Source organism: Paenibacillus sp. sgz302148, from assembly GCF_056120465.1.
Genome location: NZ_JBVYOJ010000025.1, coordinates 49,220 through 74,673, shown reverse-complemented (window position 1 = coordinate 74,673; position 25,454 = coordinate 49,220). Strand labels below are relative to the sequence as shown.

19 protein-coding genes and 1 pseudogene are annotated in these 25,454 nt (G+C 51.6%); 1 reads left to right on the top strand and 19 read right to left on the bottom strand.

The genetic code is table 11. The features are described 5' to 3' along the window. Positions 1-53: 53 nt before the first annotated feature. The 19 genes from AC0LWM_RS28220 to AC0LWM_RS28130 form a co-directional block, all read right to left on the bottom strand. A complete protein-coding gene (locus AC0LWM_RS28220) occupies positions 54-932 on the bottom strand; it encodes an AraC family transcriptional regulator (protein WP_474678372.1) in 879 nt (292 codons plus the stop codon). Positions 933-980: 48 nt separating this feature from the next. Continuing rightward, entirely contained in the window at positions 981-1,835 is an 855-nt protein-coding gene (locus tag AC0LWM_RS28215; protein ID WP_474678371.1) for a phytanoyl-CoA dioxygenase family protein, read from the bottom strand. A gap of 117 nt (positions 1,836-1,952) precedes the next feature. Further along, positions 1,953-3,635 (bottom strand): response regulator transcription factor, encoded by a 1,683-nt coding sequence (locus AC0LWM_RS28210; RefSeq protein WP_474678370.1) that lies wholly within the window; start codon positions 3,633-3,635, stop codon positions 1,953-1,955. Next, positions 3,628-5,250, bottom strand: a complete 1,623-nt coding sequence (locus AC0LWM_RS28205) for a sensor histidine kinase (protein ID WP_474678369.1) — start codon at positions 5,248-5,250, stop codon at positions 3,628-3,630. Before AC0LWM_RS28205 ends, AC0LWM_RS28210 begins: the two co-directional genes overlap by 8 nt. A gap of 162 nt (positions 5,251-5,412) precedes the next feature. Then, positions 5,413-6,297, bottom strand: a complete 885-nt coding sequence (locus AC0LWM_RS28200) for a carbohydrate ABC transporter permease (RefSeq protein ID WP_474678368.1) — start codon at positions 6,295-6,297, stop codon at positions 5,413-5,415. A gap of 41 nt (positions 6,298-6,338) precedes the next feature. Next, positions 6,339-7,238, bottom strand: coding sequence for an ABC transporter permease (locus AC0LWM_RS28195; protein ID WP_474678367.1), 900 nt, complete (start codon positions 7,236-7,238; stop codon positions 6,339-6,341). 104 nt (positions 7,239-7,342) lie between these two features. Next, positions 7,343-9,034, bottom strand: coding sequence for an extracellular solute-binding protein (locus AC0LWM_RS28190; RefSeq protein WP_474678366.1), 1,692 nt, complete (start codon positions 9,032-9,034; stop codon positions 7,343-7,345). 176 nt (positions 9,035-9,210) lie between these two features. Continuing rightward, positions 9,211-10,149 carry a cysteine synthase A gene (gene cysK / locus AC0LWM_RS28185; protein ID WP_474678365.1) on the bottom strand — a complete coding sequence of 313 codons (939 nt, stop codon included), beginning with the start codon at positions 10,147-10,149 and terminating at the stop codon, positions 9,211-9,213. Between the two features lie 183 nt (positions 10,150-10,332). Next, positions 10,333-11,286, bottom strand: coding sequence for a peptidyl-prolyl cis-trans isomerase (locus tag AC0LWM_RS28180; RefSeq protein WP_474678364.1), 954 nt, complete (start codon positions 11,284-11,286; stop codon positions 10,333-10,335). Between the two features lie 72 nt (positions 11,287-11,358). Then, positions 11,359-12,249: an Hsp33 family molecular chaperone HslO gene (hslO, locus tag AC0LWM_RS28175; RefSeq protein WP_474678362.1), complete on the bottom strand. Its 891-nt coding sequence runs from the start codon at positions 12,247-12,249 to the stop codon at positions 11,359-11,361. A gap of 125 nt (positions 12,250-12,374) precedes the next feature. After that, positions 12,375-13,139 carry a type III pantothenate kinase gene (locus AC0LWM_RS28170; protein ID WP_474678361.1) on the bottom strand — a complete coding sequence of 255 codons (765 nt, stop codon included), beginning with the start codon at positions 13,137-13,139 and terminating at the stop codon, positions 12,375-12,377. Then, complete coding sequence (gene nadC, locus AC0LWM_RS28165) at positions 13,136-14,026, bottom strand: carboxylating nicotinate-nucleotide diphosphorylase (protein ID WP_474678381.1); 891 nt, start codon at positions 14,024-14,026, stop codon at positions 13,136-13,138. Before nadC ends, AC0LWM_RS28170 begins: the two co-directional genes overlap by 4 nt. 1 nt (position 14,027) lies before the next feature. Beyond that, positions 14,028-15,647: an L-aspartate oxidase gene (nadB, locus tag AC0LWM_RS28160; protein WP_474678360.1), complete on the bottom strand. Its 1,620-nt coding sequence runs from the start codon at positions 15,645-15,647 to the stop codon at positions 14,028-14,030. A gap of 36 nt (positions 15,648-15,683) precedes the next feature. Further along, positions 15,684-16,625: a quinolinate synthase NadA gene (gene nadA / locus AC0LWM_RS28155; protein WP_487247492.1), complete on the bottom strand. Its 942-nt coding sequence runs from the start codon at positions 16,623-16,625 to the stop codon at positions 15,684-15,686. Between the two features lie 194 nt (positions 16,626-16,819). Beyond that, positions 16,820-18,817 carry an ATP-dependent zinc metalloprotease FtsH gene (gene ftsH / locus AC0LWM_RS28150; protein WP_474678358.1) on the bottom strand — a complete coding sequence of 666 codons (1,998 nt, stop codon included), beginning with the start codon at positions 18,815-18,817 and terminating at the stop codon, positions 16,820-16,822. A gap of 89 nt (positions 18,818-18,906) precedes the next feature. Continuing rightward, positions 18,907-19,446, bottom strand: coding sequence for a hypoxanthine phosphoribosyltransferase (gene hpt / locus AC0LWM_RS28145; protein ID WP_474678357.1), 540 nt, complete (start codon positions 19,444-19,446; stop codon positions 18,907-18,909). Positions 19,447-19,557: 111 nt separating this feature from the next. Then, positions 19,558-20,979 carry a tRNA lysidine(34) synthetase TilS gene (gene tilS, locus AC0LWM_RS28140; RefSeq protein ID WP_474678356.1) on the bottom strand — a complete coding sequence of 474 codons (1,422 nt, stop codon included), beginning with the start codon at positions 20,977-20,979 and terminating at the stop codon, positions 19,558-19,560. Between the two features lie 216 nt (positions 20,980-21,195). Beyond that, positions 21,196-22,113: a protein kinase domain-containing protein gene (locus AC0LWM_RS28135; protein WP_474678355.1), complete on the bottom strand. Its 918-nt coding sequence runs from the start codon at positions 22,111-22,113 to the stop codon at positions 21,196-21,198. Then, positions 22,097-22,861, bottom strand: coding sequence for a vWA domain-containing protein (locus AC0LWM_RS28130; RefSeq protein ID WP_474678354.1), 765 nt, complete (start codon positions 22,859-22,861; stop codon positions 22,097-22,099). The genes AC0LWM_RS28135 and AC0LWM_RS28130 overlap by 17 nt, the downstream gene beginning before the upstream one ends. 351 nt (positions 22,862-23,212) lie before the next feature. Here AC0LWM_RS28130 and AC0LWM_RS28125 point away from each other — a divergent pair. Beyond that, positions 23,213-24,446, top strand: a pseudogene (locus AC0LWM_RS28125) (IS110 family RNA-guided transposase). Positions 24,447-25,454 lie beyond the last annotated feature (1,008 nt).

Genomic DNA, 25,454 nt, shown 5'->3' with positions numbered 1-25,454 from the left:
ATTTTTTCCGCGTATTATATTGAAGAAGAAAAAGTTGAGCAGAGAAAGATCCTCTACTCAACCTTCACTAACGAATGATGGCGAATATCTTGGGGAGAGCGGTTCATCAGCTTTTTAAACTCCCGATAAAACGAGGTCGAGCTTTGGAAGCCGCAACTTAAATAAATATCCGTAATCGTCCTATCGGTTTCGCTGAGCAGCCGTACCGCTTCCTGAATCCGAATTTGCAGCAAATAAGACTTGAAGCGCTCGCCGATGACCTCCAGAAATAGATGCCGCGTCCGGGAAGGACTCAGCGCCAGCACACGAGCAATATCGTCCAGTTGCAACGGGTCCTGGTAATGCGCTTGAATATAAGCCAGCGCCGGCTGCAGCTGCATAAATTTGACGGCGTTCCGTCTGCGGCGGCTGCTTATTCCCTTTGCTTCATAGTGACGCAGCAGTAAGGCACAGCTGCGAAAGAGCAAGCTTTTGACGACCGATTGATAGGCAGTGCCCATCGTTTTCAGCTCGCTGTGCATCTCTCGCAGCATCCAGCCGATTTCTTGCGCCGTCTCTGTCTTGGCAGAAACAAGATGGTCGAAGGCGGCAGGATCATAAATAAAGGGCAGCAGCAAATCCGGGTCAAAGCTCTGGATCGTCCGTACATCCAGGCACACGACCAAACAGGTACATGCGTCTCCCGGCTTCGACCGGCTCGTATGCCTCTCGGTGTTGTTCATAAGGATGATGTCGCCCGGGCCGATTTCGTATCGCTTCTCCATGCAAGTTACGACGCCATGGCCGGAAAGGCAATAACACAGCTCGAGCGTCGGATGCCAGTGGATGGGCTCTTGTACGCGGTCCAAGGTCCATTCAATAATTTGGACGCCCGACCCCTGATCCAGAACAAATTCAATTTTGACGCCTTTGTCCTGATCGATATATCCCACTTAGCGTCCCCCCGCTTCCCCTTGCATCTCACTCACGATCAAGACGGATTACTTGCTGCTTCTCCAGTTATGATCCATTCCCATATATTCCTCTAAAAGCGGCTTCACTTCCGGCGGGCACCCCGTAATAAACTGCCGGGCAGACTCGGGCAGCTCCCAAATCTCTTCGAACGTTTGCCCTTTGGGACGGAATGACAGCGCGCAGCTAAGGCGCGGCTCTGTACCTTGATGTGCATACACGCCATGATAAGTCCGTTCAGCAAAGATGATCATATCACCGGGCTCGGAATAAATCGGGAACGCTTCAGCAAAATCCATATCGATGCAATCGCTCGGCTGTTCCCCCCTCCGATAAAATGACTTGCGCTTCTCCGTCAGCTCGAAGCCTGCCGGTCCGGGCCAATCCTCCGTATGGGAATCCGGAATAATGGCCAGTCCGCCCCGATCCGGATGCGTACCATTCAAATAAAACCAGTTCGAAGCTGCTCCTGTCGTATTAAGTACTCCATCAACCGAATACGGATGAACCCGCGGCATCCAATCGGTATGCCATGCTCCGACCGGCGCTCCCGGTCTCTTATAAATCGCCGCGCTGCGATTCAGCGTCAAAGGCACATGTCCATACAAATGGCGGACGATGTTCATATAGGGCTCATAGGTAAGCAAGCTTGCCATTGTAAGCGATTGCTCGATAAAGCTGGTCGCGAACTTTGTAATGCCCGGCGTATCCGTTTCATCTTCCAGAACTTGCAGCACTTCCGCTTTCAGTGCATCGACCCTCTCCGGGGAAAGCAACTGCTTGACGATTGCAAACCCATGCTCCTCATTACATGTTCGAATCCCTTCAACATCGGCCTTGTCAAACTCATACGTATAGGAAAGCTGCTTAACCCTTGTCTCCATTCCTCATCGCTCCCGCTAAAATAATGTGGTTGCTCTTCACCCCCTCATTATAGTGCAGTGCAATTCCAATGACGTCCCATTACCGGGCAAACGATTCCCATCAAGGGCTATCATTTCTTATGCCCGATAATCCGTATACAAATACATTTTTCGAAACTCTTGAGGAGTCATCTGATTGTGCTTCTTAAAAAAACGGATAAACGCCAAACTCGAATTATACCCGGTCTCCGCGGCGATTTCCCATATTTTCAAATGCTTTTGCCGCAGCAATTGTTTCGCTTTCGCATTTCGGACTTCCGTAATATAGTCCGACAAACCGACTCCCGTCATTTGTTTATAAAACCGCGAAAAGTATGACGGGTTCAAGTTCACGTGCGACGCGAGTGTCGGCAGCGTCAAGTTTTCGGCCAGGTGAGCCGCGATATATTCATGAATTTTGTTGATCAACTCGTGTTTGTTATGGCTCGACACATTGATTTTGTACTCGAAAATCGCGGCCGCGATTTGTTCGAAACCGTCGATGACTTTTCGCCATACAATTTTATCGCCAAATTGAATCCGATTGCCCATCTCCTGCAGCGCGTTCCATTCATCGTTTAAATGACAGGCGGCGACGCTTGATTCGAACACGGAATAAAGCGCGTGGAAATATTCGAGCTTATGCAGATGCACGATCGACTTGTCTTCAATCACTTTCTCCAATTCGGCGAACAATTTATAAAATTCCGCTTTATTCCCGCTCTCTAAATACATCTCCAAGCTTTTGATCTTATGCAGCTGAAATTGCGACGAGCCGACCTGTTTCTCCGATTCGCGCCGATCCTCCTGCCGATTCGGTTCGGCTGCTTTGGGCTCCGTATATAGACTCGTCTCGCGATCAAGCTGATCCTGCAATGCGCGAAAAGACACGATCAGCTCATTCCAGCCGGAAGTTGCGTCGCTGACGGCAAAGGAAATCTGCAAATCCAACAGTTTTCGGCAAGTATGGCGCATCGAAGCCAGTTTCCCGCGGATGAGCGAGATGTGCTCATTCCACCCGCTTTGCGGCAGCAAGCCGGCTTGCCCCCGGTCCTCTTGGCTTTTCGGCTGAAACAAGAACAACAGCCGCGATTGCCGATATCCTAAAGCAATCCGCTCGACGCAATCGGCTAAATATTGTTCGGCGATATGCTCGATTGCGCGAAACAACGCATTTTTATCCAAATCCTCATCCGCATTGCCCCACGAATCGATTCTGCCCATGACCATCAGAAACGGCATCTCGGGTTGAAACGAAACCCGCATCCGCTCAAAATGCGTTTTGATGAAATCCCGGTCCCCTTCCGGTCCGCTTAACAGGTCCCATATATCCTCATGCCGGGATGGTAGATCGGCATCGATCATCTGCCTGACCGTTTGATGAATCAAATTTTTGGTGGCGGCTTCCTCGTTGAGGCTATGAATCGCCTTTTCGACCGTTTGAATGATCTTGTCGTCGCCCTCGGTTTTTAGTATAAATTCAAAACCGCCGTATGTGATCGCATCCCGAACGTAATTAAAATCGTTGTAAGCCGTCAAAAAAATAACTTTGCAGTTCAACTCCGCGGAGCGAATTTGTTTCAGCAGCTCGATTCCTTCGAGCCCGGGCATTTTCATGTCGGATAAGACGATGTCGATTTTGTTGTTTTTTAATAGTTCCAATGCCTTTAATCCGGAGTACGTTTTATGCAGCTTCAAATTCAAATGGGAAGCGCCTTGCAACAGCTTCGTCAATCCGTCCGCAACAATGGGCATATCGTCGACAACGAGCAAGCTATACATCGATTTCCCCCCCGCCTCCCGGCCTTATTTTGATGCAGACATGCAGTCCCCCCAATATCGACCTTGAAAAAGAAATGCCGCAATCTTCGCCGTACCGCAATTGAATCCGGCGATGAACATTAATGATACCGGTCGTATTTTCAATTTCGCCCGAGGCGCTTTTCAATTTATAATTTAACAGCTCGATCGCTCTGTCATCCAACAGATCGCCGTCATCTTCCACGTGAATGTACAAATCGGATTCGTGTTTCTCCATATGAATCCATAGAAAACCGTACCCTTCTATTTTCTCGAAAACATGCTTGTAAGCATTTTCGATAATCGGCTGCAAAATGAGCCGGATCACCATCCCCCTGTCAACCATCCCGTCCGGCTGCTCAAAATCGACTTCAATCCGCTCGCCAAAACAAACGGTTTGAATTTGCACATAGGTCAAGGCGTGCTTCATTTCCAGCTCGAGCGGAATTTCGTCCGCCTCGTCGCGGGTCACGTATTGAAAATAATTGCCCATATACAGACAAAATTGATAGGCGCGCTCCGTTTCGATCGTTTTGATCAGACGGCAAAGCACAAAAAAGCAATTATATAAAAAATGCGGGTTGATTTGCGACTGCAGCCTTTTTAATTCCGAACGCTGGCTTCTGATTTTTTGCTCGTACACTTCCAGAATCAAGCTTTTCAAACGTTCGACCATCTCATTAAACCCTCGGTATAAATAGCCGAATTCGTCATTTCGGTTTGCGGGCAATGTCGGAAACGTATGAATGTCCCACATTTTGTTGAAAACGCGGACGAGCTTGCTCATCGGACGATGGATGACATTGTGGATGGAGTAGGAAAATAAAACAATGATCAGGACCGATACGATCGATAAAATCCAGAACCAGTTTTTAAACGTATTGATCGGACCGAGAACGTACGATTCCGGCAAATAAGTAACCAAATAAGCGTTAAGTGCCGGCGAATATTTGTAGGAGACAATCCGATTTTGCTCCCCCAGTTTTACGGTCTGCAAACCGGACCGGACCTCCGACGCTTTTTGCCCTTGCAAAAATTGTTTTAGAGATGTCATTGTGGCGGCGTCCGTACGGCTCGCTACGGACCAGTTCTGATCGAGATTGATGATGACCGCATTGCCCTCTTCGGCATTGATGACCGTTGACAGCATATCGTTCATCTTCGGGATGAAAAGCTCGATCCCTAGCACGAAGATCGGCTTGCGCTTCACGCTATACGGATACTCCAAGCTCAAAAATAAACGATTGTCCCAATAAATGAGCGGACCGCCGCCGCTATTTTTTCTTTGAAGCGCTTCGAATTCCTGCATGTTGATGGCCGGATCGTAATCGCTGTCCGATACCGTTCGATGAATCAAAGGAACGTATGCCTTTGCCCCCGCGATGTATATGCTGGAATACTTCATCAGGTAAAGCCGTCTTTGCAAGGCGTTCACAAGCTCCAGCCGCTCGTACTCGCTGATCCGGTCGCCGATCGCGCTTAGCTTCTTGAGGTCCTGGTCGACGACATATTCGGGGAGGGAGGCGGAAATTCGCTCAACTTCCGACTCCAGCATATTCGTAAAATAGTCCGTTCTTGCCATAATCGAATCCGTCATCTCCGAACGGACGCCGTCGGACCCTTTTGATTGACGATTAATGTAATCGCGTAAAGCGGAGCGATCACAAGGAAAAAGGTAAGAAACAATTTCATTAAGATCGTAGGATTTTTAAACGGATGATTCATCGCTGCGGTCACACCACCTTATGAACGGTGCGCTTTATTCCTTCACACTACCGAGCACGATCCCTTTAATGAAAAATCTCTGCAAAAAAGGATAAACGATCAATATCGGGAACGCGGCAACGAAAATTTGCGCGGCTGTGCTGGTCCGGTCGGATAATTGCCTTAATATATCCAATTCCTGCGAAGAAATAAAGCGGAAGTCTTTCTTAATAATAATCGTTTGCAGGAAGGTTTGCAGCGGATAATTTTCCGGACGGTTCATCAGCACGAGCCCGTCGAACCAGCTGTTCCAATGCCCGACCATCGTAAACAATATAATGGTTGCGAGCGCCGGCAAAGACAAAGGCAAATAAATTTTGAACAAGGTGATAAAATGGCTCGCGCCGTCGATTTTGGCCGATTCCTCGAGCTCCTTCGGTAGTCCGCGATAAAAGTTAAGCAATAGAATGACGTTAAAAACCGGCACGGCTCCAGGCAGTATCAATGCCCAGATCGAATCCATCAGCCCGGTTTCCTTAATCGTCATGTACCAAGGGATCAATCCGCCGCTGAACAGGATCGTCAGGACAAAATACCAAGCGTATCCCGTGCGGAAGCGGAATTGATCCGATTCCTTGGATAATGGATAGGCGGCCAGGACGGTAAGCAGCGTACTGATCACAGTGCCCAAAAACACCCTTTTGACCGACACCCAAAACGCTGTGAAGTACTCCGGTTTCCCGAAAATATTGTTATAAGCCGCCGTCGTGAAATCAACGGGCCAGACCGATACCTTGCCTGCGGCCGCAGCGGATCCCGAACTGAAAGAAAGCGCAAGGATATGGATCATGGGCAGGATGCACATCAAGGAGAGCACGCCTAAAAATATATAGTTGCAAACGATAAAGATCATTCGGCCGCGAGTCATTTTGTGTGCCACTTTGCAACCCCTCTTTCCCTATTCGTTCAAAGTAAAACGACTTAGAATATTCTGTAATTCGCCAGCCGGTATGCAAGAAAATAGGAGAGCGAAATGAAAATTAAAGAAACAACCGATTTGAAAAGCCCCACGGCAGTTGCTACACCATACTGGAACTGTTCCATGCCCAGCCTGTACACCAGCGTGTCGATAATGTCGCCGCTTTCATAGACTTGCGGACTGTACAAATTGAAGATCTGGTCAAAGCCGGCATTCAAAACATTGCCCAAGCTCAAAGTCGTCAGCAATATAATAACTGGCAGCATGCCCGGTAACGTGATGTGCCATGTTTGCTTCCATCGGTTGGCTCCGTCCATTTCGGCCGCTTCATACAAAGATGGATTGATGGACGTTAACGCGGCCAAATAAACGATCGTATTAAATCCGAATTCTTTCCAGACGTCCGAAAAAACGATGACAAAAGGAAACGTGTGATTATTGCCCAAAAAATAAATCGGGTCGATGCCGAACAAACCTAAAAACTGATTCAAAATACCGGTTGAAGGCGAAAGAATATCGATCAATATTCCGCCAAGAAGTACCCACGATAAAAAGTGGGGCAAATATACCAACGTTTGAAATACCCGCTTGAACAGCTCTTTGCGAATTTCGTTGAGCAGAATGGAAATGATAATCGGCACAATGAGGCCTACGACGATTTTCATCAGTGCGATATAGATCGTATTGAACATGATGCGCTGAATATCCGGCAATTCGAAAAAGAATTGGAAGTTTTTCCATCCGACATTCGGGGAATGGAATATGCCTTTGGACGGAATAAATTTCTCGAATGCGATGGCAATCCCGAACATCGGAATATAGCTGTAAATAAACAATAAGACGACGCTTGGTAATATCATGAGATGCAGAGGCCAATCCCTAATCTTCCTGTTATTGAACATTCGTCACACCCCCACATAAATAAAGACTTCTATCGAAGTACCCGACCGGTAAAGCAAGCAGGAGGGGATGCCCCTCCTGCTATGTCACTATGGAAACATCTCGCTTATTTCAGTTTTGCGTACCAATCGTTGACTTCTTCCGTAATCTTGTCTCCGCCGAGACTTTTCCAATCGCTGACGAACTTGTCGAATTCGTCGATGGAGACTTGATTCATAATGATTTTCGTGAATACTTCTTTCTCTTTTGCGTCGAGGATCGACTTTTTCTCTTGCATCGTCAGCGTTGGCGATCCGTAAAATTCGTCCATTTGATAACGGTCTTCTTTCAGGTATTGATTCATGATGGAGAACGAACCGCCCGGTTTGGCAATCATCCAATGCAGCCAGCCGGTCATATCGCCTTGCAAATACCTTTGCACGGCATCGTATCGGTTCATCATATCCGGATTATTGTTCAGCATGCCCGGGTCTTTGGCCTCGATCGCTTTCGGGAGAATTCCGCCCGCTTGGACGTTTCCGTCTTGGGAAAATACCCGGATCGGGTTCACTTTGAAGTACAATTTCCCTTTGTCCACCAGATCCTTGCCGTTCATGTACACTTTTTCTTCTTCCGTGATGTTCTGCGACAATTTAACCCATTGATTCAAAATCTGAACGACCGCTTCCGGGTGTTTGCAATTTTTGGAGATGACCACATAACCGTTCACCCCAAGACCGACTTGCGTTTTGGCCGGCTTATCGTCAATGGATGGCAACGGATACACTTCCCAATCTTGAACCAGTTTGCCGTCTTTGATGGCAGCGCTTTCCAAAGGCCAAGCACTTAACCAGAAAGCACCGTAAGCCATGCCGATTTTATTGCCGGCAACGAGCTCATTTTCCTTGTCGACGTCTTTCGTGCCGAATTCAGGATCGATTTGTCCCGATTTGTACATATCCTGCACTTGCTTCAAAGCGACTTTCATTTCAGGCTGGATGCTGCCGTATGCAAGCTTTCCATCCGCATCCTTGACCCAGGTTTGCGGGTAAGCATGGTATCCGTTGAAAAATCCGGTTAACCCGTATTCATTCAAGAGGTCTTTGTACAGGGTCATGCCGTACGATTTTCCCGTCCCGCCCGGATCTTGCTTCGTGAACTCTTCCGATATTTTGAGTACGTCCTGCATCGTTTTCGGCTCGGGAAGGTTCAGCTTTTTCAACCAATCCTTGCGCACCCAAAGATAGCTGGATGAATTGTACGGACTGTCGGATAAAGGAATGGCCATCAGTTTGCCGTCTGCCTTGGCGGATTTGATTTGGCGGCCGCCGTCCTTCGTATACCATTGTTTGGTCGCATCGGTGGCATATTTATCGAATACTTCCGTAATGTCCATAATCATGTCGGCTTCGATCAATTGCTGTAATTGCATCTGGTCTACGCTGAAGAAATCGGGAATATCATTCGATGCGATCATCATGTTGAGCTTTTGCTGCAACTGCTTGGAATCGGCAACCCATAAATTTTTGATGCGGATGCCCAAATCTTTTTCGTACGCATCGTAAACGGAGTTTTTATCCATGGACTCGCCTGCATCCCATTTAATATCCGAGGGATTGCCTCGAACCGTCGTCAACTCGACCACCTGTTTTTCCGTGCCGGCGGGATCCGTTGAAGGCGTCTCGTTTTGCGCTTCGGTTGATTTGTCGGAGTTGCTCGAATCGCTTGAATTGCTTGGGCTGTTCGAACTGCAAGCACTTACAAAAACGAGCATTGCAGTCATCACGCCAAAAGCCAGCGCTCTTCTCCATTTTTTCATCGTGTGACCTCCTCAGATTATATTTATATTTCATTAACATTATAAAGCCCGTAAACAACGGCATTCCATATACTAGTTTTTACGTTGTATACGATCGTTTACTTCTTTTTTGCCCGCCAAAATGAAGCGCAAAAAACCGGCTCACCTTGTTCGGTGGCCGGTTAATTCCAAGCAGATTAAGCCTCGAAGTTGAACAGCGGCGTGCTCAGGTAACGCTCGCCATTGCTCGCCAGAACGGCAACAACGCGCTTGCCTTTGCCGAGCTCCTTGGCTACTTTCAAAGCGGCATGAATGGCCGCACCGGAGGAAATTCCGCCGAGGATGCCTTCTTCTTTCGCTACGCGGCGCGATGTTTCGAACGCTTCTTCGTTCTCGATTGTGATAACAGCGTCATAAATATCGCGGTTCAAAATGTCAGGCACGAAGTTCGCGCCAATTCCTTGAATTTTGTGCGGTCCTGCTTTGCCTTCCGACAACAGCGGGGAGCCTGCAGGTTCAACCGCATAAATCTTGATGCCCGGGAAGCTCGCTTTGAGCACTTCGCCGGCGCCGGAAATCGTTCCGCCCGTACCGATGCCCGCAACGAACGCGTCCAGCTTGCCGTCCAGCGAATTGATCGCTTCGACGATTTCCGGGCCTGTCGTTTCGCGGTGGATTTTCACGTTCGCTTGGTTTTTGAACTGCTGCGGCATGAAGTAGCCCGGATTTTCGGCAACGAGCTGCTCCGCGCGTTTTACCGCGCCGTTCATACCTTCCGAACCCGGCGTCAGCACCAGCTCCGCTCCGTAAGCGCGAAGCAGGTTGCGGCGCTCGACGCTCATCGTTTCCGGCATGACAAGGATCGCTTTGTAGCCTTTGGCGGCTGCCACCATCGCAAGACCGATTCCCGTATTGCCGCTAGTCGGTTCAACAATCGTATCGCCCGGTTTGATTTGGCCTTCTTGCTCCGCAACTTCGATCATGCTGATCGCAATCCGGTCCTTTACGCTTGCGCCTGGATTTTGATATTCAAGCTTTACATAGATTTCTGCGCTATCTTCCGGTACGACGCGATTCAAGCGGACAAGCGGCGTATCCCCGATAAGTTGCGTAACGTTCTGAACGATTCTAGCCATGGTAGTGCCCTCCTATAATTGATTGAATTTATTATTCCGAGTAAATAAGTCGGCATTATTACTACCATCTTATCAATGACGCCAATCATTGTCAATAGCACAACAACGCATCGGTCAAAATATTAAGGAGCGTACACTGACATTCGATTAGCAAAAAAACTCCACAGCTATGCTGCAGAGTCGTTATTTCAACGCGTCTTCGATAATGACTGCTCCGTGTTTCTGTCTCAGTTGCTGCTCGATTTCCTTAAGCGGCTTCGCTTTGGCAAGGGCAAGCTCCCTGCGCAATCGGTCCCGCAGGCGCCGGTTATCTTCCTGGCTTGATTCCGTTCGCTCGGTCAATTGAATGACCGCATATGTTCCGCCAATTTCGATCGGTCCGGCCATTTCGCCGACCTCCAGCTTCTTGGCCGCCTCCATCTCGTTCGGATGCACGAACGGGTCGTCTTCCTCCAGTTCGCCCATATCGCCGCCTTGCCCGGCCGTAAACTCGTCGATGGAGTACTCCCTGGCGATGATGGCAAAATCGTTTCCATTGTTCAGCATATCGAGTACCGCATTGGCTTCTTTTTTCGTCTTGGTTACAATTTGCGACAGCCGAAACTTGGTCGTCTTGCCGAACTCGTCCGGATGGTCCTTGATGTAGTCGTCGATCTCCTCGTCCGTTACAGGGTATGGGAATACGGCAACTTTCTCGAGCAGCAGCTTATCGTATGTATCGTGCCACAATTGCTCTTTGCTTAACCCAAGCTGCTCCTTCATCGCTTCGTAGAACTCGTCTTCGCTCTCGTAGCCTTGCCGCATGGAGACCAGTTCCTGCTCCACTTCGGCATTCGATACTTGCAGATCCAGTTCCTTGGCCTCCAGCGCAACGGCACGCCGAGTAAGCATCTTGTTCAGCAGCTCCGCTCCGTACGTCGCCGTCAATTCACCGGAGAGCTCCTCATACGTGATCGACTCGCCGCCGACTGTCGCTACGACGCGCTGGCCGCCCAGCTCCTTCTCCGTCGTCGTCTTATCAGGCTGATCCCGCTGGCCTCTCCGGTCGCTCCATGACAATATGCCGGTGGAAATCATCACGATGACGAGTACAAGAACACCGATGATACCCCATAATGCTTTTACATTTCTCATCATTCAATCCATTCCTTGAGCAGAGATAGGCCGTTTGGCCCGTGGTTCTTCCTTCCTCCGCTGCTGGGCGAACACCTATTCGGAGATCGCCCGTTCCATGATCTGCTGTAAATCTTCGCGGCCGAAGGCGTATGCTTCATTACAAAAATGGCAAATCACTTCAGCCTGCCCATCCTCTTCGATTAGCCTCTCGAGTTCTTCCTTGCCTAAGCTTACAAGGGTTTGCGCGACACGGTCCCGCGAGCATTTGCAGCGAAATTGGACGTCCGTCGTATCCAGCACCTGTACGTCCTCGCCGAGCACCCATTTCAATATTTCATCCAGTTCTTCTCCTTGATCCAGCAAGGCGGAAACCGGAGGCACCTGCGATAATTGATTTTCCAGCCGTGTAATTTCGTCATCCGTTACGCCGGGCAGCAGTTGCACGATGAAACCGCCCGCCGCTTTGACAGAGTGATCGACATCGACAAGCACGCCAAGCGCAACAATCGATGGCGTCTGCTCCGAAACGGCAAAATAATACGTAAAATCTTCCCCGAGCTCCCCCGATATGATCGGAACGCTGCCACGGTAAGGCTCTTTCAGTCCCAAATCCTTGATGACGTGAATAAAGCCGTTCCGGCCGACCGCGCCGGCTACATCGAGCTTGCCTTTGTTATTGCTTGCCAAATGAACCTGAGGATGATCGACATATCCGCGCACGTCGCCATGCGCATTGGCGTCAATGACGATTTGTCCCATCGGACCGTCGCCTTTCACCTGGATCGTCAGCTTCTCCTCGCCTTTTAGCATGGCGCCCATCATGGCACCCGCCGTCGCGGCGCGTCCCAGCGCTGCCGTAGCCGTCGCCAGCGTGCCTTGCCTGCGCTGCAATTCATCGACCAGCTGCGTCGTTCTTGCCGCAAAAGCCCGGACTTTGCCGTTCCATGCGGTGCCGCGGATCAAAGCATCCTTTTGCTGCGTCATGTACTCCACTCTCTTTTCCATTTATCGGCATTTCGGCCGATGTTATTTATACGAATTTGTGCCTAGATCGGTTGACTCATGTTTAGGAAGTCTCATAGGTAGCATGAGTTCAACGACTATAGTCTTCATACATTACGCTCATAAATGAGCCGCAGTCCTTGCAGTGTCAGGTATGGGTCGACGACTTCGATCGTCCGGGATTCCCCTGCGATCAGCTCGGCCAATCCGCCTGTTGCGAGAACCTTCGGTTCTACTTTGAATTCCTCACGGATCCGGTCGACAATGCCGTCCACCTGACCGGCGTAGCCGTATATAATTCCGGCCTGCATCGAAGCGACCGTATTGCGGCCGATAACGCTCTTCGGCTTCGCCAACTCAATGCGGGGCAGCTTCGCCGCACGCTGATACAGCGCCTCGGTGGAAATTCCGATCCCCGGCACGATGGCGCCGCCGAGATAGCTGCCCGACGGATCGATATAATCGAACGTCGTCGCGGTGCCGAAGTCGACGACGATGAGCGGCGGGCCGTAAAGCTCGATGGCCGCCACCGCGTTGACGATCCGGTCGGCGCCGACCTCGCGCGGATTTTCATAACGGATGTTCAGCCCGGTTTTGATGCCGGGGCCTACGACAAGCGGCGTTTTGCGCAAATACGTTTCGCATAGCCGCTCCAGCGTCCTCATGAGCGGCGGCACGACCGACGATACGATAATGCCGTCGATCGCATCGACGCTAAGTCCGGCGTAGCTGAACAGGTTGTACAGCGTCATGCCGTATTCGTCTACGGTCACGGACCGATTCGTGCTGAGCCGCCAGTGATGCAGCAAATTCGAGCCGTCGTAAATACCGAGCACAATATTGGTATTCCCTACATCGACGACAAGAATCACGACTGCCCCTCCTTCTTCGCATTAAGGTCGAGGCTTATGTCGAGCGCCTGGAACGAATAGGTGAGCCCGCCTACCGAAATGACGTCAACGCCGCATTCGGCGATCGTCCGGATCGTCGTCAGCGTGACGCCGCCAGACGCTTCTACCACGATATGCGGAGCCGCGGATTTTATAACAGCGACCGCTTCTTTCATCCGTTCCGGCGCCATATTGTCCAGCATAATGATGTCCGCGCCTGCCGCTAACGCCTCGTGTACCTGCGCAAGCGACTCGGTTTCCACTTCGATTTTCATCGTATGAGGAATGTGCGCGCGGGCGGCTTGCACCGCCCTCGTAATGCCGCCGGCCCCTTTAATGTGATTATCCTTAATCATGACGGCATCGTAAAGGCCGAACCGATGGTTGTGCCCGCCGCCTACGCGGACGGCGTATTTCTCCAGAAGCCGGTGACCGGGCGTTGTCTTGCGCGTATCCACGAGCCGAACCGGCAAGCCTGCCACCGCATCGGCATACTGCCGCGTCTTCGTTGCGATGCCGGACATCCGCTGCATCAGGTTCAAGGCGAGCCGCTCGCCGGTTAATACGCTATGCGTGCGCCCTTCCACTTCGATCAATACGGTACCTTTGTCCACTCTCGTCCCGTCGGCGACATGCGCACGGAACGAAAGCTCCGGGTCCACCACTTCGAATACAAGCTGCGCCACGGGGATGCCCGCGACGATCCCGCTTTCCTTGACATGAATAATACCTTTAGATTGCCCGTCTAAAGGTATCGTCGCCATCGTCGTTACATCGCCTGTCCCGATATCTTCCTGCAGCCACAGGCGGATTTGATCCTTGACCGCCTGCACGTTCATTGTTGCCCCAAAACGATTACCCTGGTTCATATCAGACATCCTCGATCCGCTCCTCCATGAGGCCTCGTTCGCGATGCAGCAGCGTATGCTTGCGCCAAGCGAGATCGTCCTTCTCCGGAAAATCCTCGCGATAGTGTGCACCGCGGCTTTCTTCGCGCGTCAAGGCCGCTTGCGCCATCAATAAAGCGCAAGTCAACAAATTGGCAAACTCATATTCTTCTCTTTTCGTCAAACACGTTTCAAAAATCGGCAGCTGGCGGCGAAGCTCCTCGAACCCTTTCGTAAGTCCCTTGGCGTCGCGGCGCAAGCCGACATAACGGACCATCACCTTCTGCAGCTTAAGCCGCTTTTCGACAATGGCCTGAATCGGCGCCGCTTTGCGGTTGCCTTGATGGGACAACCCGCGCCCCAAGCTTGGATCGAGCTGAGGCAGATCATGGATCCTTTCTACGATTCTTCGCCCGAACACGATCGCCTCCGACAACGAATTGCTAGCCAAGCGATTCGCTCCGTGAACGCCGGTCGAGGATACCTCGCCGCAAGCGAACAATCGTTTCAGGTTCGTTTCGCCGTTCAGATCGGTACGTACCCCGCCCATCATATAATGCGCAGCCGGGGCTACCGGAATCCAGTCGCTTGTTAGATCCAATCCGTAATTCAAGCAAAATTCGTAAATGGTCGGAAACCGGTGTTTGATCATGTCCGGCGATTCGTGCGTGATGTCGATATATACGAATGTCGATTTCGTCTCTTCCATCTCGCTGAGGATCGCCCGGGCGACGATGTCGCGCGGCGCGAGCTCCAGCTGAGGATGGTACTTCTCCATGAACCGTTCCCCGCGAATGTTGCGCAGCACCGCGCCTTCGCCGCGCACGGCCTCCGAGATGAGAAAACGGGGTGCGCCCGGATAGCAAAGCGAAGTCGGATGGAATTGCAAAAATTCCATATCGCGAATGACCGCCCCCGCCCGATAAGCGATGGCAATGCCATCCCCGGTTGCGATATCCGGATTCGTCGTATAGCGGTACAGCTGTCCCGACCCGCCTGCGCATAGAATGGTCGCGTTTCCACGTACATATACGCGCCCTCCGTCCGGTTTCTGCACGAGCGCTCCGCAGCATTCGCCGTTATCTGTCATGAGATCGATGACGAAATGATCGTCCCACACTTCAATGTTCGGATGCTCCGACGCCTTCTGCGACAGAGCTCGTACGATTTCGAAGCCCGTCGAGTCACCGTTCGCATGCAAGATGCGGCGATGACTGTGCGCCCCTTCCTTGGTGAGCGCCAACTCTCCATTCTCGACATCGAACTGCGTGCCCATTCGAATTAGATCGTGCACGCCTTCCGGTCCCTCGTGGACGAGCACGTCAACGGCTTCCAGCGAGCAAAGTCCCGCGCCCGCAAACAGCGTATCGTGCCGGTGATAGGCCGGAGAGTCGTCTTCGGCTATAACGGCGGCGATCCCGCCTTGCGCGTAACGCGTGTTGCTGTCGAGCAGCGATTTTTTCGTGATCATCAATACTTTGCGCGTTTTTGCCGCCTTGATTGCGGTAAAAAGGCCGGCGATGCCGGCCCCGATGACAATGACATCTTTATCGACTTGCGGCACTTCATCTAGGTTCACGTCGACCAAATATTTAGGAATCATGAGTTCCACCTGTCTCGAACAAGAGAGTAGCGCATGCTACTTGACTTGCAGCATGCGCTCTAGCGATTGTCTTGCTTTATCGGCGACATGCGGCGGCACGTAAATTTGCGGCTGCATTGTCTCCAGACATTTAACCAGCTTCTTTAAATTGTTGACTTTCATGTTCGGGCAGACAAGAAACTTCGAGGCAAAATGGAACGTTTTGTCCGGGCTGTCTTTGCGCAGTTGATAACCGGTTCCATCCTCGGTGCCGACGATAAATTCCTGGCAATCCGATTCGCGGCAATATTTGATAATGCCTGTCGTGCTGCCGACGTAGTCGCCTAGAGCAACTACCTCCGGACGGCATTCCGGGTGAACGACGAATTGGGCGTTCGGATACTTCGCTTTCATCTCTTCCACGTCTTTGACGGTCAGCATGTCGTGCGTATTGCAATATCCTTCCCAGATAATCATGTCGCGGCCGGTTTGCTCCGCTACCCAGTGACCTAAGTTTTTGTCCGGTACCCAGATGATCTCTTCACTCGGATCGATGGACTGAATGACTTTGAGCGCGTTGGACGACGTACAGCAAATATCGGTTTCCGCTTTAATTTCAGCGGAGGAGTTAATGTAAGTGACGACCTTGGCGTTCGGATGTTTGGCCTTGAGCGCTCTTAATCCGTCGACGTTGACCATGTCGGCCATCGGACAGCCGGCACGCTCGTCCGGAATAATAACGGTTTTGTTCGGAGCAAGGATTTTGGCGCTTTCCCCCATAAAATGAACGCCGCAAAATACGATGACATCGGCGTCGGTCTCCGCCGCTTTTTGCGCGAGCAGAAAAGAGTCTCCGCGAAAATCGGCGACTTCCTGTATTTCATCCCGCTGGTAATAATGCGCGAGTATAATGGCATTACGCTCTTTCTTCAATTGAAGCAACCGTTCACGCAGCTCGCGGTTTTGCTCGGCTTTGCGTTCCAAGGCTAAAGCTTCCACCTGTAAATCCACTCCTTTGCTACTCGCGACTAGGGTCGTCGAGTGCTGTTGTTATCCCCTAGGATGATGATTTTACAACTAATTTACACAACCAAGGTGGAGATGTCAATTAAGAATTGTGCACAAAAATCCGGTCAACACAAGGCGTGTTGCCGGATTTTTGGTTCCAAACAGCCGATGCGGACGGGCATCGATTACTCTTTGTTTTCGTCCGTATCGTCTTTTTTCTCGTCCTTCTTGTCAAAATCGAGTTTATTGGCGTCGCTCGCCTGACCTTGCACCTGGATATTGACTTTGACATCGTCTGCCTTCGGGTCAACCGATACGGACACGGCTCCGTCTTCGCCATCCAGCTTGCCGTTTTCGATCAGCTGCACGATTTGGTCCTTCTCGAGCGTTTCGAGGCGGAGCAGCGTGTTCGCGATCAAATGAACCTGATCCGCATGCTTCGTCAAAATTTCCTTCGCCTGATCATAGCAGCTGCGAATCATCGATTGCATTTCCTGGTCGATCTCATAAGCGATGGCATCACTATAGTTCTGTTCATGGCCGAAGTCGCGTCCTAAGAACACTTGTCCTTGGGAGTGGCCGAACTGCATAGGTCCCAGCTTGTCGCTCATGCCGTATTCCACGATCATGGCGCGCGCGATACCCGTAGCTTTGCGGAAGTCGTCGTATGCTCCCGTGCCGATCTCGCCGATGAAAATCTCCTCGGCTACGCGACCGCCCAAGAGGCCGGTGATCCGGTCGAGCAGCTCCGACTTCGTCTGCAGCATCCGGTCTTCGCCTTCCTTCGGAATCATCATCGCGTATCCGCCGGCGCGTCCGCGCGGCACGATCGTCACCTTATGGATGACGTCCGCATGGCGGACATGGTATCCGATAATCGTATGGCCTGCTTCGTGATAAGCGACGGTGCGCTTCTCGCGTTCGCTGATGACGCGGCTTTTCTTCTGCGTACCGACCACAACGCGGTCGAATGCTTCGTCCAGCTCGCTCATCGAGATATCTTTACGATTGCGGCGCGCAGCGATAAGCGCCGCTTCGTTCATTAGATTCTCCAAATCGGCTCCGGTAAATCCGGTCGTGTAACGTGCCAATGTTTCCAGCTTAACGTCTTTCGCCAGCGGCTTGTTACGGGAGTGAACCTTAAGAACGGCTTCGCGTCCTTTGACGTCCGGTCGATCCACCGTCACTTGACGGTCGAAACGGCCTGGACGGAGCAATGCCGGGTCAAGAATGTCCGGCCGGTTCGTCGCGGCGATGATGATAATGCCTTCGTTCGCGCCGAAGCCGTCCATTTCGACGAGCAATTGGTTGAGCGTTTGCTCGCGTTCGTCATGACCTCCGCCTAAGCCGGCGCCGCGTTGGCGGCCGACCGCGTCGATCTCGTCGATGAAGATGATACAAGGTGCATTTTTCTTCGCATTCTCGAACAAATCGCGTACCCGCGATGCGCCGACGCCGACGAACATTTCCACGAAGTCGGAACCGGAGATGCTGAAGAACGGCACGCCTGCTTCCCCGGCAACCGCCCGGGCGAGCAACGTTTTACCGGTACCCGGAGGTCCGTTCAGCAATACGCCTTTCGGAATTCGGGCACCGAGGGATGCGAATTTACGCGGGTCCTTCAGGAACTCGACGACTTCGACAAGCTCTTGCTTCTCTTCGTCGGCCCCCGCCACGTCCTCGAACGTGACCCGTTTCTTTTCTTCATTATATAACCGCGCGCGGCTCTTGCCGAAATTCATGACCTTGCCGCCGCCGCCTTGCGCTTGGTTGAGCAGGAAGAAGAACAGAATGAACATGATCACAAACGGTATAATCGACGTAAGGAATGTGAGCCATATGCTCTCGCCTTCCATCTTGTCGACGACGAGCTTGATATGGTTCGCCTCGCTGGCGTTCATGATCTCGCTCACCGACATCGATTCGACGGTCGTCCGCGTCACGAACGTCGTTACGTCCGGATGATCAGGACGCGGCTTCACATACTTACCTTTAACAAGGTACGTATAGCCGTCGAATTGCATCGACAGTTCAGCGACGTTGTTCGCTTTCAGCTCTTGGCGGAACTCATCGTATCTTAAAACATCTTTTTGGTCGTTTTGATTGCTGATAAAATGGACAATCCCAACCGTCACCAAAAATATGAGCAAATAAAATCCAGTATTCCGGATGATCCGATTCATCCCCTACCTCCTCTCGAGAGACACATAGATTATTTTACCACAGTATGTCTTGCCACTACAAGAACAAGGCAAGCGGCATGGCTCATGCATTAGCGCGTATAAATTTCGGGTTTTAATACTCCGATGTAGGGGAGGTTCCGGTATTTCTCGGCATAATCCAAACCATATCCCACCACGAACGAATCCGGCAATACGAACCCTTTGTAGTCCGCATCCAGTTCGACCGTTCTGCGCGCAGGCTTATCGAACAGCGCAACGACGGAAATCGATAGCGCATTGCGTCGCTCCAGCACGTCGATCAAATAGCTCAGCGTGAGTCCGCTGTCTATAATATCTTCGACAATGATGACGTCGCGTCCTTCTACAGGGATATCCAAATCCTTTAAAATTTTCACGACACCGGAAGATTTGGTTGCCTGCCCATAGCTGGACACCGCCATAAAATCAAGCTCCAGCGGGATGGACATGCGTTTGACGAGATCGGCCATAAAAATAAAGGCGCCCTTCAAAACGCAGATAACGAGCGGCGTCCGCCCTTCGTAGTCACGGCTAAGCGTTTCGCCTAGCTCCCGGATTTTGTCTTGGATTTGTTCTTCGCTGTAAAGAACCTGTTGAATGTCATTATGCAAGTCATGGACCTCCTATTGTATTCTATGAAAGCAAAACTGCTTACATTCTGCGTTTTCCGCTTGAAGTGGACGGGATGTTCGGCATCCTGGCTGCTTAGGCCGATGCCGGCCTCAAAGCGGTTGAATGTGTATACGCGCAATTCGCTTCGACGTTTCGCATACCGGAGCGAGCTGCGAGCGGCGTACGTCCGGTATCCACACTATATTATGCTCCGCATCGAGCACGATTGCAATTTTGTCCCTCCGGGAGGGCGGAATTTTGTCATCAATGAAGATATCTTTCACTTTTTTGGTACCGTTTAATCCGGCAATTTTCATCCTGTCGCCGTCTCGCCGATTTCGGATCGTAAGCGGAAAAGACAGCGCGTCGGCATCAAAAACGGCTTCACTCGGGTGGGCCTGCCGCTCGCTTCTTCTCTTACCTGATTCCTCAAGACTGCAGGTGACGATAACGCCGGCTTCCTGGATAAACTTTGAGCCGGGACCGTCAAGTATATAACAATACGGGCCTGCAGCTTCCGCCGCGGAACCAACAAAACGAAGCCGGTCGTATTCGCGAACGAATCGAACCCGCTTCTCCACATCCAAGCTAAGTGTCGCAGGATGCTCTTGCACCATCGCCTCCCGCACCGTCTCTGTCATTCCAAAGTCGATGGAATCGTTTTCCGGAGAAAGGTAATTTAATATTAGTTTAATCAAACGCCTTTGTAAAGCGACATGTATTTGAACGAACGCGCCCCGTTCGAGCACGAACCCGACCCCACTCGGATCCGGTTGTGCGAGCTTGGCGAACCACCCGGCGGTTTCCTGCTCGAGGTAATCGTCCTCCTCGCGTGCTAGCTCGGCGAGTCGGTTCAGCGCTTGCGGGAGCTGTTCGTTGTACTGCCGCAAAAAAGGCAAAGCATCCAGCCGGATGCGGTTGCGCGCATACTTGCGCGATGCGTTGCTGCTATCCGTCGCATACGGCAGCGCGTGCCGTAAACAATAGTTTACAAGGTCCATTTTGTTAATACGTAGTAAAGGTCGGATAAGTTCCGTATTTTTTTCGGTGCGCCGAATCGGTATGCCGGCAAGCCCCGATGGGCCCGTCCCGCGCACGATCCGCATGAGCACCGTCTCCGCCTGATCGTCGGCGTGATGAGCCAGCGCGATCCGCTTCGCATCGTACCGGGAGGCGATTTCATGGAGAAACGCATATCGTTTCTCCCGCGCCGCCGTCTGCGCGTTCAGTCCGGTTGCGGCAATGTAGCCCGGCACGTCGATGACCGCGACTTCGCACGGCACATCGAGCTTACGGCATAATGCCTGCACGAGCTCCGCTTCGCGGTCCGATTCTTCGCTGCGGAAGCCGTGGTTGACATGCCCGGCGATGAGCCGCAAGCCGTCGTCAGGTGCGATGCGCCACAGCAGATGGAGCAGCGCTATCGAATCGGGGCCGCCCGATACCGCGACAATTATCGTGTCGCCGGCTTGCCATAGGCGGTGCTCCTTGGCGGTATGCTCCATGGCGCGGATAAGCGCCTGGTCGTCCATGGCCGTTCCTCCTTGTTTGGGAACATGCATGCAGTCTGTTCCAATTTGTCCGACAACCGAAGGATTATCCCTCGATTCGGCCTAGTTCCGACAATGTTCTTGCTGCTCATACATGCAGGTCCTAACATGGACCTAACATAGAATATGTATACAGGTTCAATTGTAAAACATGCTGTTACTTTCGATGAATTTCTAGATCCAGTCTCGCATGCTACACTACAACTGCTGCATGAAATACAGCGTCGCCACGAGCAACGCCGCCGAAACGGCGAACACGCCGCCAATCCAGCGCGCCTTCGAGCGTGCCCGCTTCTCCCGCCGCGTCCGGTGCATGAACGCCTGCCACTCGCGGCAAGCCTCCCGGCTCGTCGCGAACCCGCCGCGCAGCGCCTTCTCCAGCCACGGGCCGGCTTCGCGAAGCGCTTCGCTGGCGCTTGTCCGGATGAGTCCGAGCAGCTCGTCCACGTTCCGCGTCTGCGGCATGAGCTGCGCGCTATGGGCGAGAAACCGCTCGCGATCCATCAACTTCACGCATAGCACTGCCAAGGAGAATAGATCGTAAGCTTGGTCCGCCACCCGCGACCCGGCTGCCCAATAGCCGCGATCGTAAATCTCGGTGAACTGCTTCACCGACCGGCCAAGCGGCGTTACGCCGCCGTAGTCGACAAGTTCCGCGAAGCCGTAATCGGACACCAGCACGTTCTCGATTTTGACGTCGCCGAAAGCCCAGCCCGCTTCATGAAGCTCGTTCAGCTTGCAGAGCAGGTGGTAGAGGACGACCCGGAACCAGTCTTTACCCTTCTGCTGGATAAATTCCTGCAGATTGCAGCCCCGCACATATTTCATAATATAGAACGGATAATCCTTGCCTCTGAACCTGAAATCGTCCACGTCGACAAGGTAAGGCTCGCCGCGCTTCTGCGACTGCAGCTTGCGAAGCACATTCGCTTCCGACTGGAGATCAACCGGATCGAAGCCGATTTTCATCGCATATGACGATCGGCCGCGCTGCACGAGATATACTTTGCCGTTCGCGCCGGCGCCCAGCAGCCGTTCTATGATATATACTCCCTTGTTCCACTTGCCCGTCACCTGCGTGCCGGCAGGAAACGTCGGTTCAGACCACGTAGTCACCTAACATCCCGCCCTTGTCGTCGGTGCCGTTCCGCTCGTACGTATTTCTGCGGTCGGCGTCTTCCATACCGCTACCCTCTATATTACCATATCGGAAATAATGGAGCACTTTTAACAGCGCAGGGCCGGTCGGTGTCGTGCCTTTCATATTAATTTTGCTGAACAGCTGCTTCACGCCCGCCATATTCGGCGTCCAACCCGTATCCATCACCAATTCGATATTGTGCGGCCCTGGGAAGTGGAATACCGCGATTTCGCTTGTGCCCGAACGCGCCTGAAGACTTAACGTTAAATCGCGTATCGCTTCCTCCACGGCAACGAGCTTCGGCTTCATGCTGGCGCTTGCGTCGATCAGCAAGGCCACCTGCAGCGATGACGTTTCGCCGAGATCGTCGATCACTTGCACGACTTGAGCCCGCTTCTCGGGCGGCAGCTCTTCAATTGCCGATGTACCGAAAATATGCCGCAGCTCCTTGTTCACCGCCTGCTGAATCGTTTGCACCACCGTTTTGCGCGTCATCATCTGCACCGTCTGCGACAGCTGGCGCGTATTGACCATTCGGCTCAAACCTCCGCCGGCCTTGGCAATCTCATCGATTTCCGCGGCGCCGAACTCGCCGATTTCCCCCTGGTCGACGACGCCGACTACGTTAACTATGATCCCTTCCGCTTGCGCATGAGCCGCCGCAACAACCGGACTCATCCCTACATTCGAACACCCGTCGGTGATCAAAATGATTTGTTTCACGATTCGCACACCCTCTCAACTGGTTTCAAGCTTCCTTCTGCTAGTTTTTCCATTTTTGAGAGAGTTAAACCGCATGCGCCAAAAAGCACCGATTCCCGCAAGCCTTCGCGGCTTCTCGTTGCTTCATGTTGTGTGAGATTAGTTAACTAGAGACATTGCAGGTTATGACCCAATAGTGCAAGAAAGTCCGACTCCATTAGCATTCCTGTAGAGCGTTAAATTTCCGCTTTGCAAAAAAACAAGCGCCTCGGTACGATGGGAGTACGCAACGGGTCATAGCCCTTAAAATCCCATCATCCAGGAGGACGCTCTACTATGAAGTTTTAATCACAAGTACGGCAAAATCAACTCATTGAAAGGATTACCTCTCAGCATCTTGTCGTTGGAATCGACATCGCTCAGCAAACACATGACGCACGTGCTGTAAACTTTCGCGGTATCGTGATCGGCAGCCCTTTATCTTTTTCTAACGACGACGACGGCTTTGACAACCTTTTTCAATGGATCCAGCGGCTGCAGAGTACTCATAACAACCACCACAATTGTGGGAATGGAACCGACAGGACACTACTGGCTCAATGTTTCGAAGTGGCTTGCTGATCGCCATTTTGAAGTCGTTCTCGTGAACCCACATCTTGTGAAAAAGAACAAAGAAAACCGTGACAATACGCCTTCAAAAAGCGATAAAAAGGATGCGCTTGTTATTGCCGACATGGTGAAAAACGGGTATTACTCCATCGCCCGCACGACGCCTGAAGCATTCACAGAACTTCGTGTCTTGCTCTCGAACCGGGACTTTGTAGTCAAGCGAGTTGTAAGTGCCAAAAACCAAATTCATCGCTGGGTTGACGTTGTGTTTCCCGTACTGCGACAGGTTTTTAAGAACCTGACGGGCGCCGGCTCGTTAGCTACGCTTCGCCTGTTCCCTACGCCGGCGGAACTGAGTGATTTACAACCGCAGGACCTGATTCAAAAATGGAGAACTCTGATGAAGCGACACTGTGGTGAGCGAAAGGCACACGCGTTAATCGTGCTGGCTGAACGTTCCGTCGGTTCCAGACAAGCTACGCAAGCCTAACAAGCTTCACTTGAAGCAACTGCTCGCAGAATATGATCTGGCTTGTGAACAGCTGAAGGACGTAGAGCGTGAGATTGTTCCGTATTAGAACGCATTCCCTTCGCTAAGTCCATGCTTGCCGTCAAAGGGATTAGCGCCATTTCGCTTGCCGGTATTCTTGGTGAAGCTGGCGATTTAAGCGGCTTTGTTCATGGAAATGCCCTGCTGCGTCATACGGGACTTAACCTTGCTGAGGCAAGCTCAGCTAAATGGACCGGGCAAATGAAGATTAGCAAGCGCGGACGATCCCGCCTTCGTCGCTTCCTCTTTATGGCGACCATGAGTCTTGTGATGAATAATCCAGAGTTTCGAACCCTTCACGCCAACAATGTATACGTAAAGAAGATGAAAAAGATGAGGTCGATTATGAAGCTTTGTGGTAAACTTGCGCGAATTTTGGTTGGTATGGCACGCACCGGTCAGGCATACATATCTCAAAAAGCATTGCCTCTTCAGCAAGCTGCTTAAACTCAGTTATACCGTTTCGTTGTCCTCACAACAAGCGCTGGTCTTTCTTTCGAAGCAGCGGCAGCAGAAACGAAACCAGCGTGAGTTGACTGTAGAAGCTAGCCGAGACGGTCGCTCCCCGAGCGCCGGCGGCAAACCGTTCTCCATGAAGGGAAGCAAGTGCTTCCAATGAATTTCAAATCTAAGAGTGCAAGATATGCCGAGCAAAAAAACAAAAAGCACCGCCTCGACAAAAATTGCACTTCTTGCGATGGTCTCATGCCTCCCCGCGCCGCGTAAGCACGGATCAGGACCATAGCGCTTATGATTACTAGCATCGGCGTATGACGCAAATACGTTGGAGCGAGTGTTACGGAGAATGCTTCTCATGATATCGGAATCTTGCGGATGTTGCCGATCACTTTCATTTTTCATTTCTTGCCATCCAAGCTTTTTGTTGATCGGTTAGTACGACACCACTGAACGGAAGGCCTTCCGGGAGTAGAACTTCAAGAGCGTAATTCTTTGCTTGGCTCGTAATAAGGCGCACAAAGCAAACCCTACCGCCATGCAGTTTTTAGCGAAAAATGTTCCACGTGAATCATTTTTTGTAGAAATTTGAATCAAGTTTTGACCAACATTAGTGTCTAGTTCATTGCGAAAAGGAATCCCCGCAGTAATTTCCGGTATAGCAATACCGCATTCGTCTACTGAATCTAATTTGGGATCAGGGAGAAGGTAATTAACGGAAGGATTCCAGCACTGCCATGAGAGGGGCCATGTGGAGAACAACGTGGCTACTCCACGCGTAACTTGGCCATTCCGATTCCGACCAGACCCATACCAGCTATAAACAGCTTGGACTTACTTCCGCCGAGAAGGCACCGCAAGGTCGGGGCCTTCGAAGGGTACATATATGACCACATCTCATTTCCAAACGGAAAATTGTCCGGAGAAGTACCGTGAATTAATATGGCTAGACCGCAAGGGGATTTTGTTGTTAATGGGGACCGTAGGACGAAAGGCGCA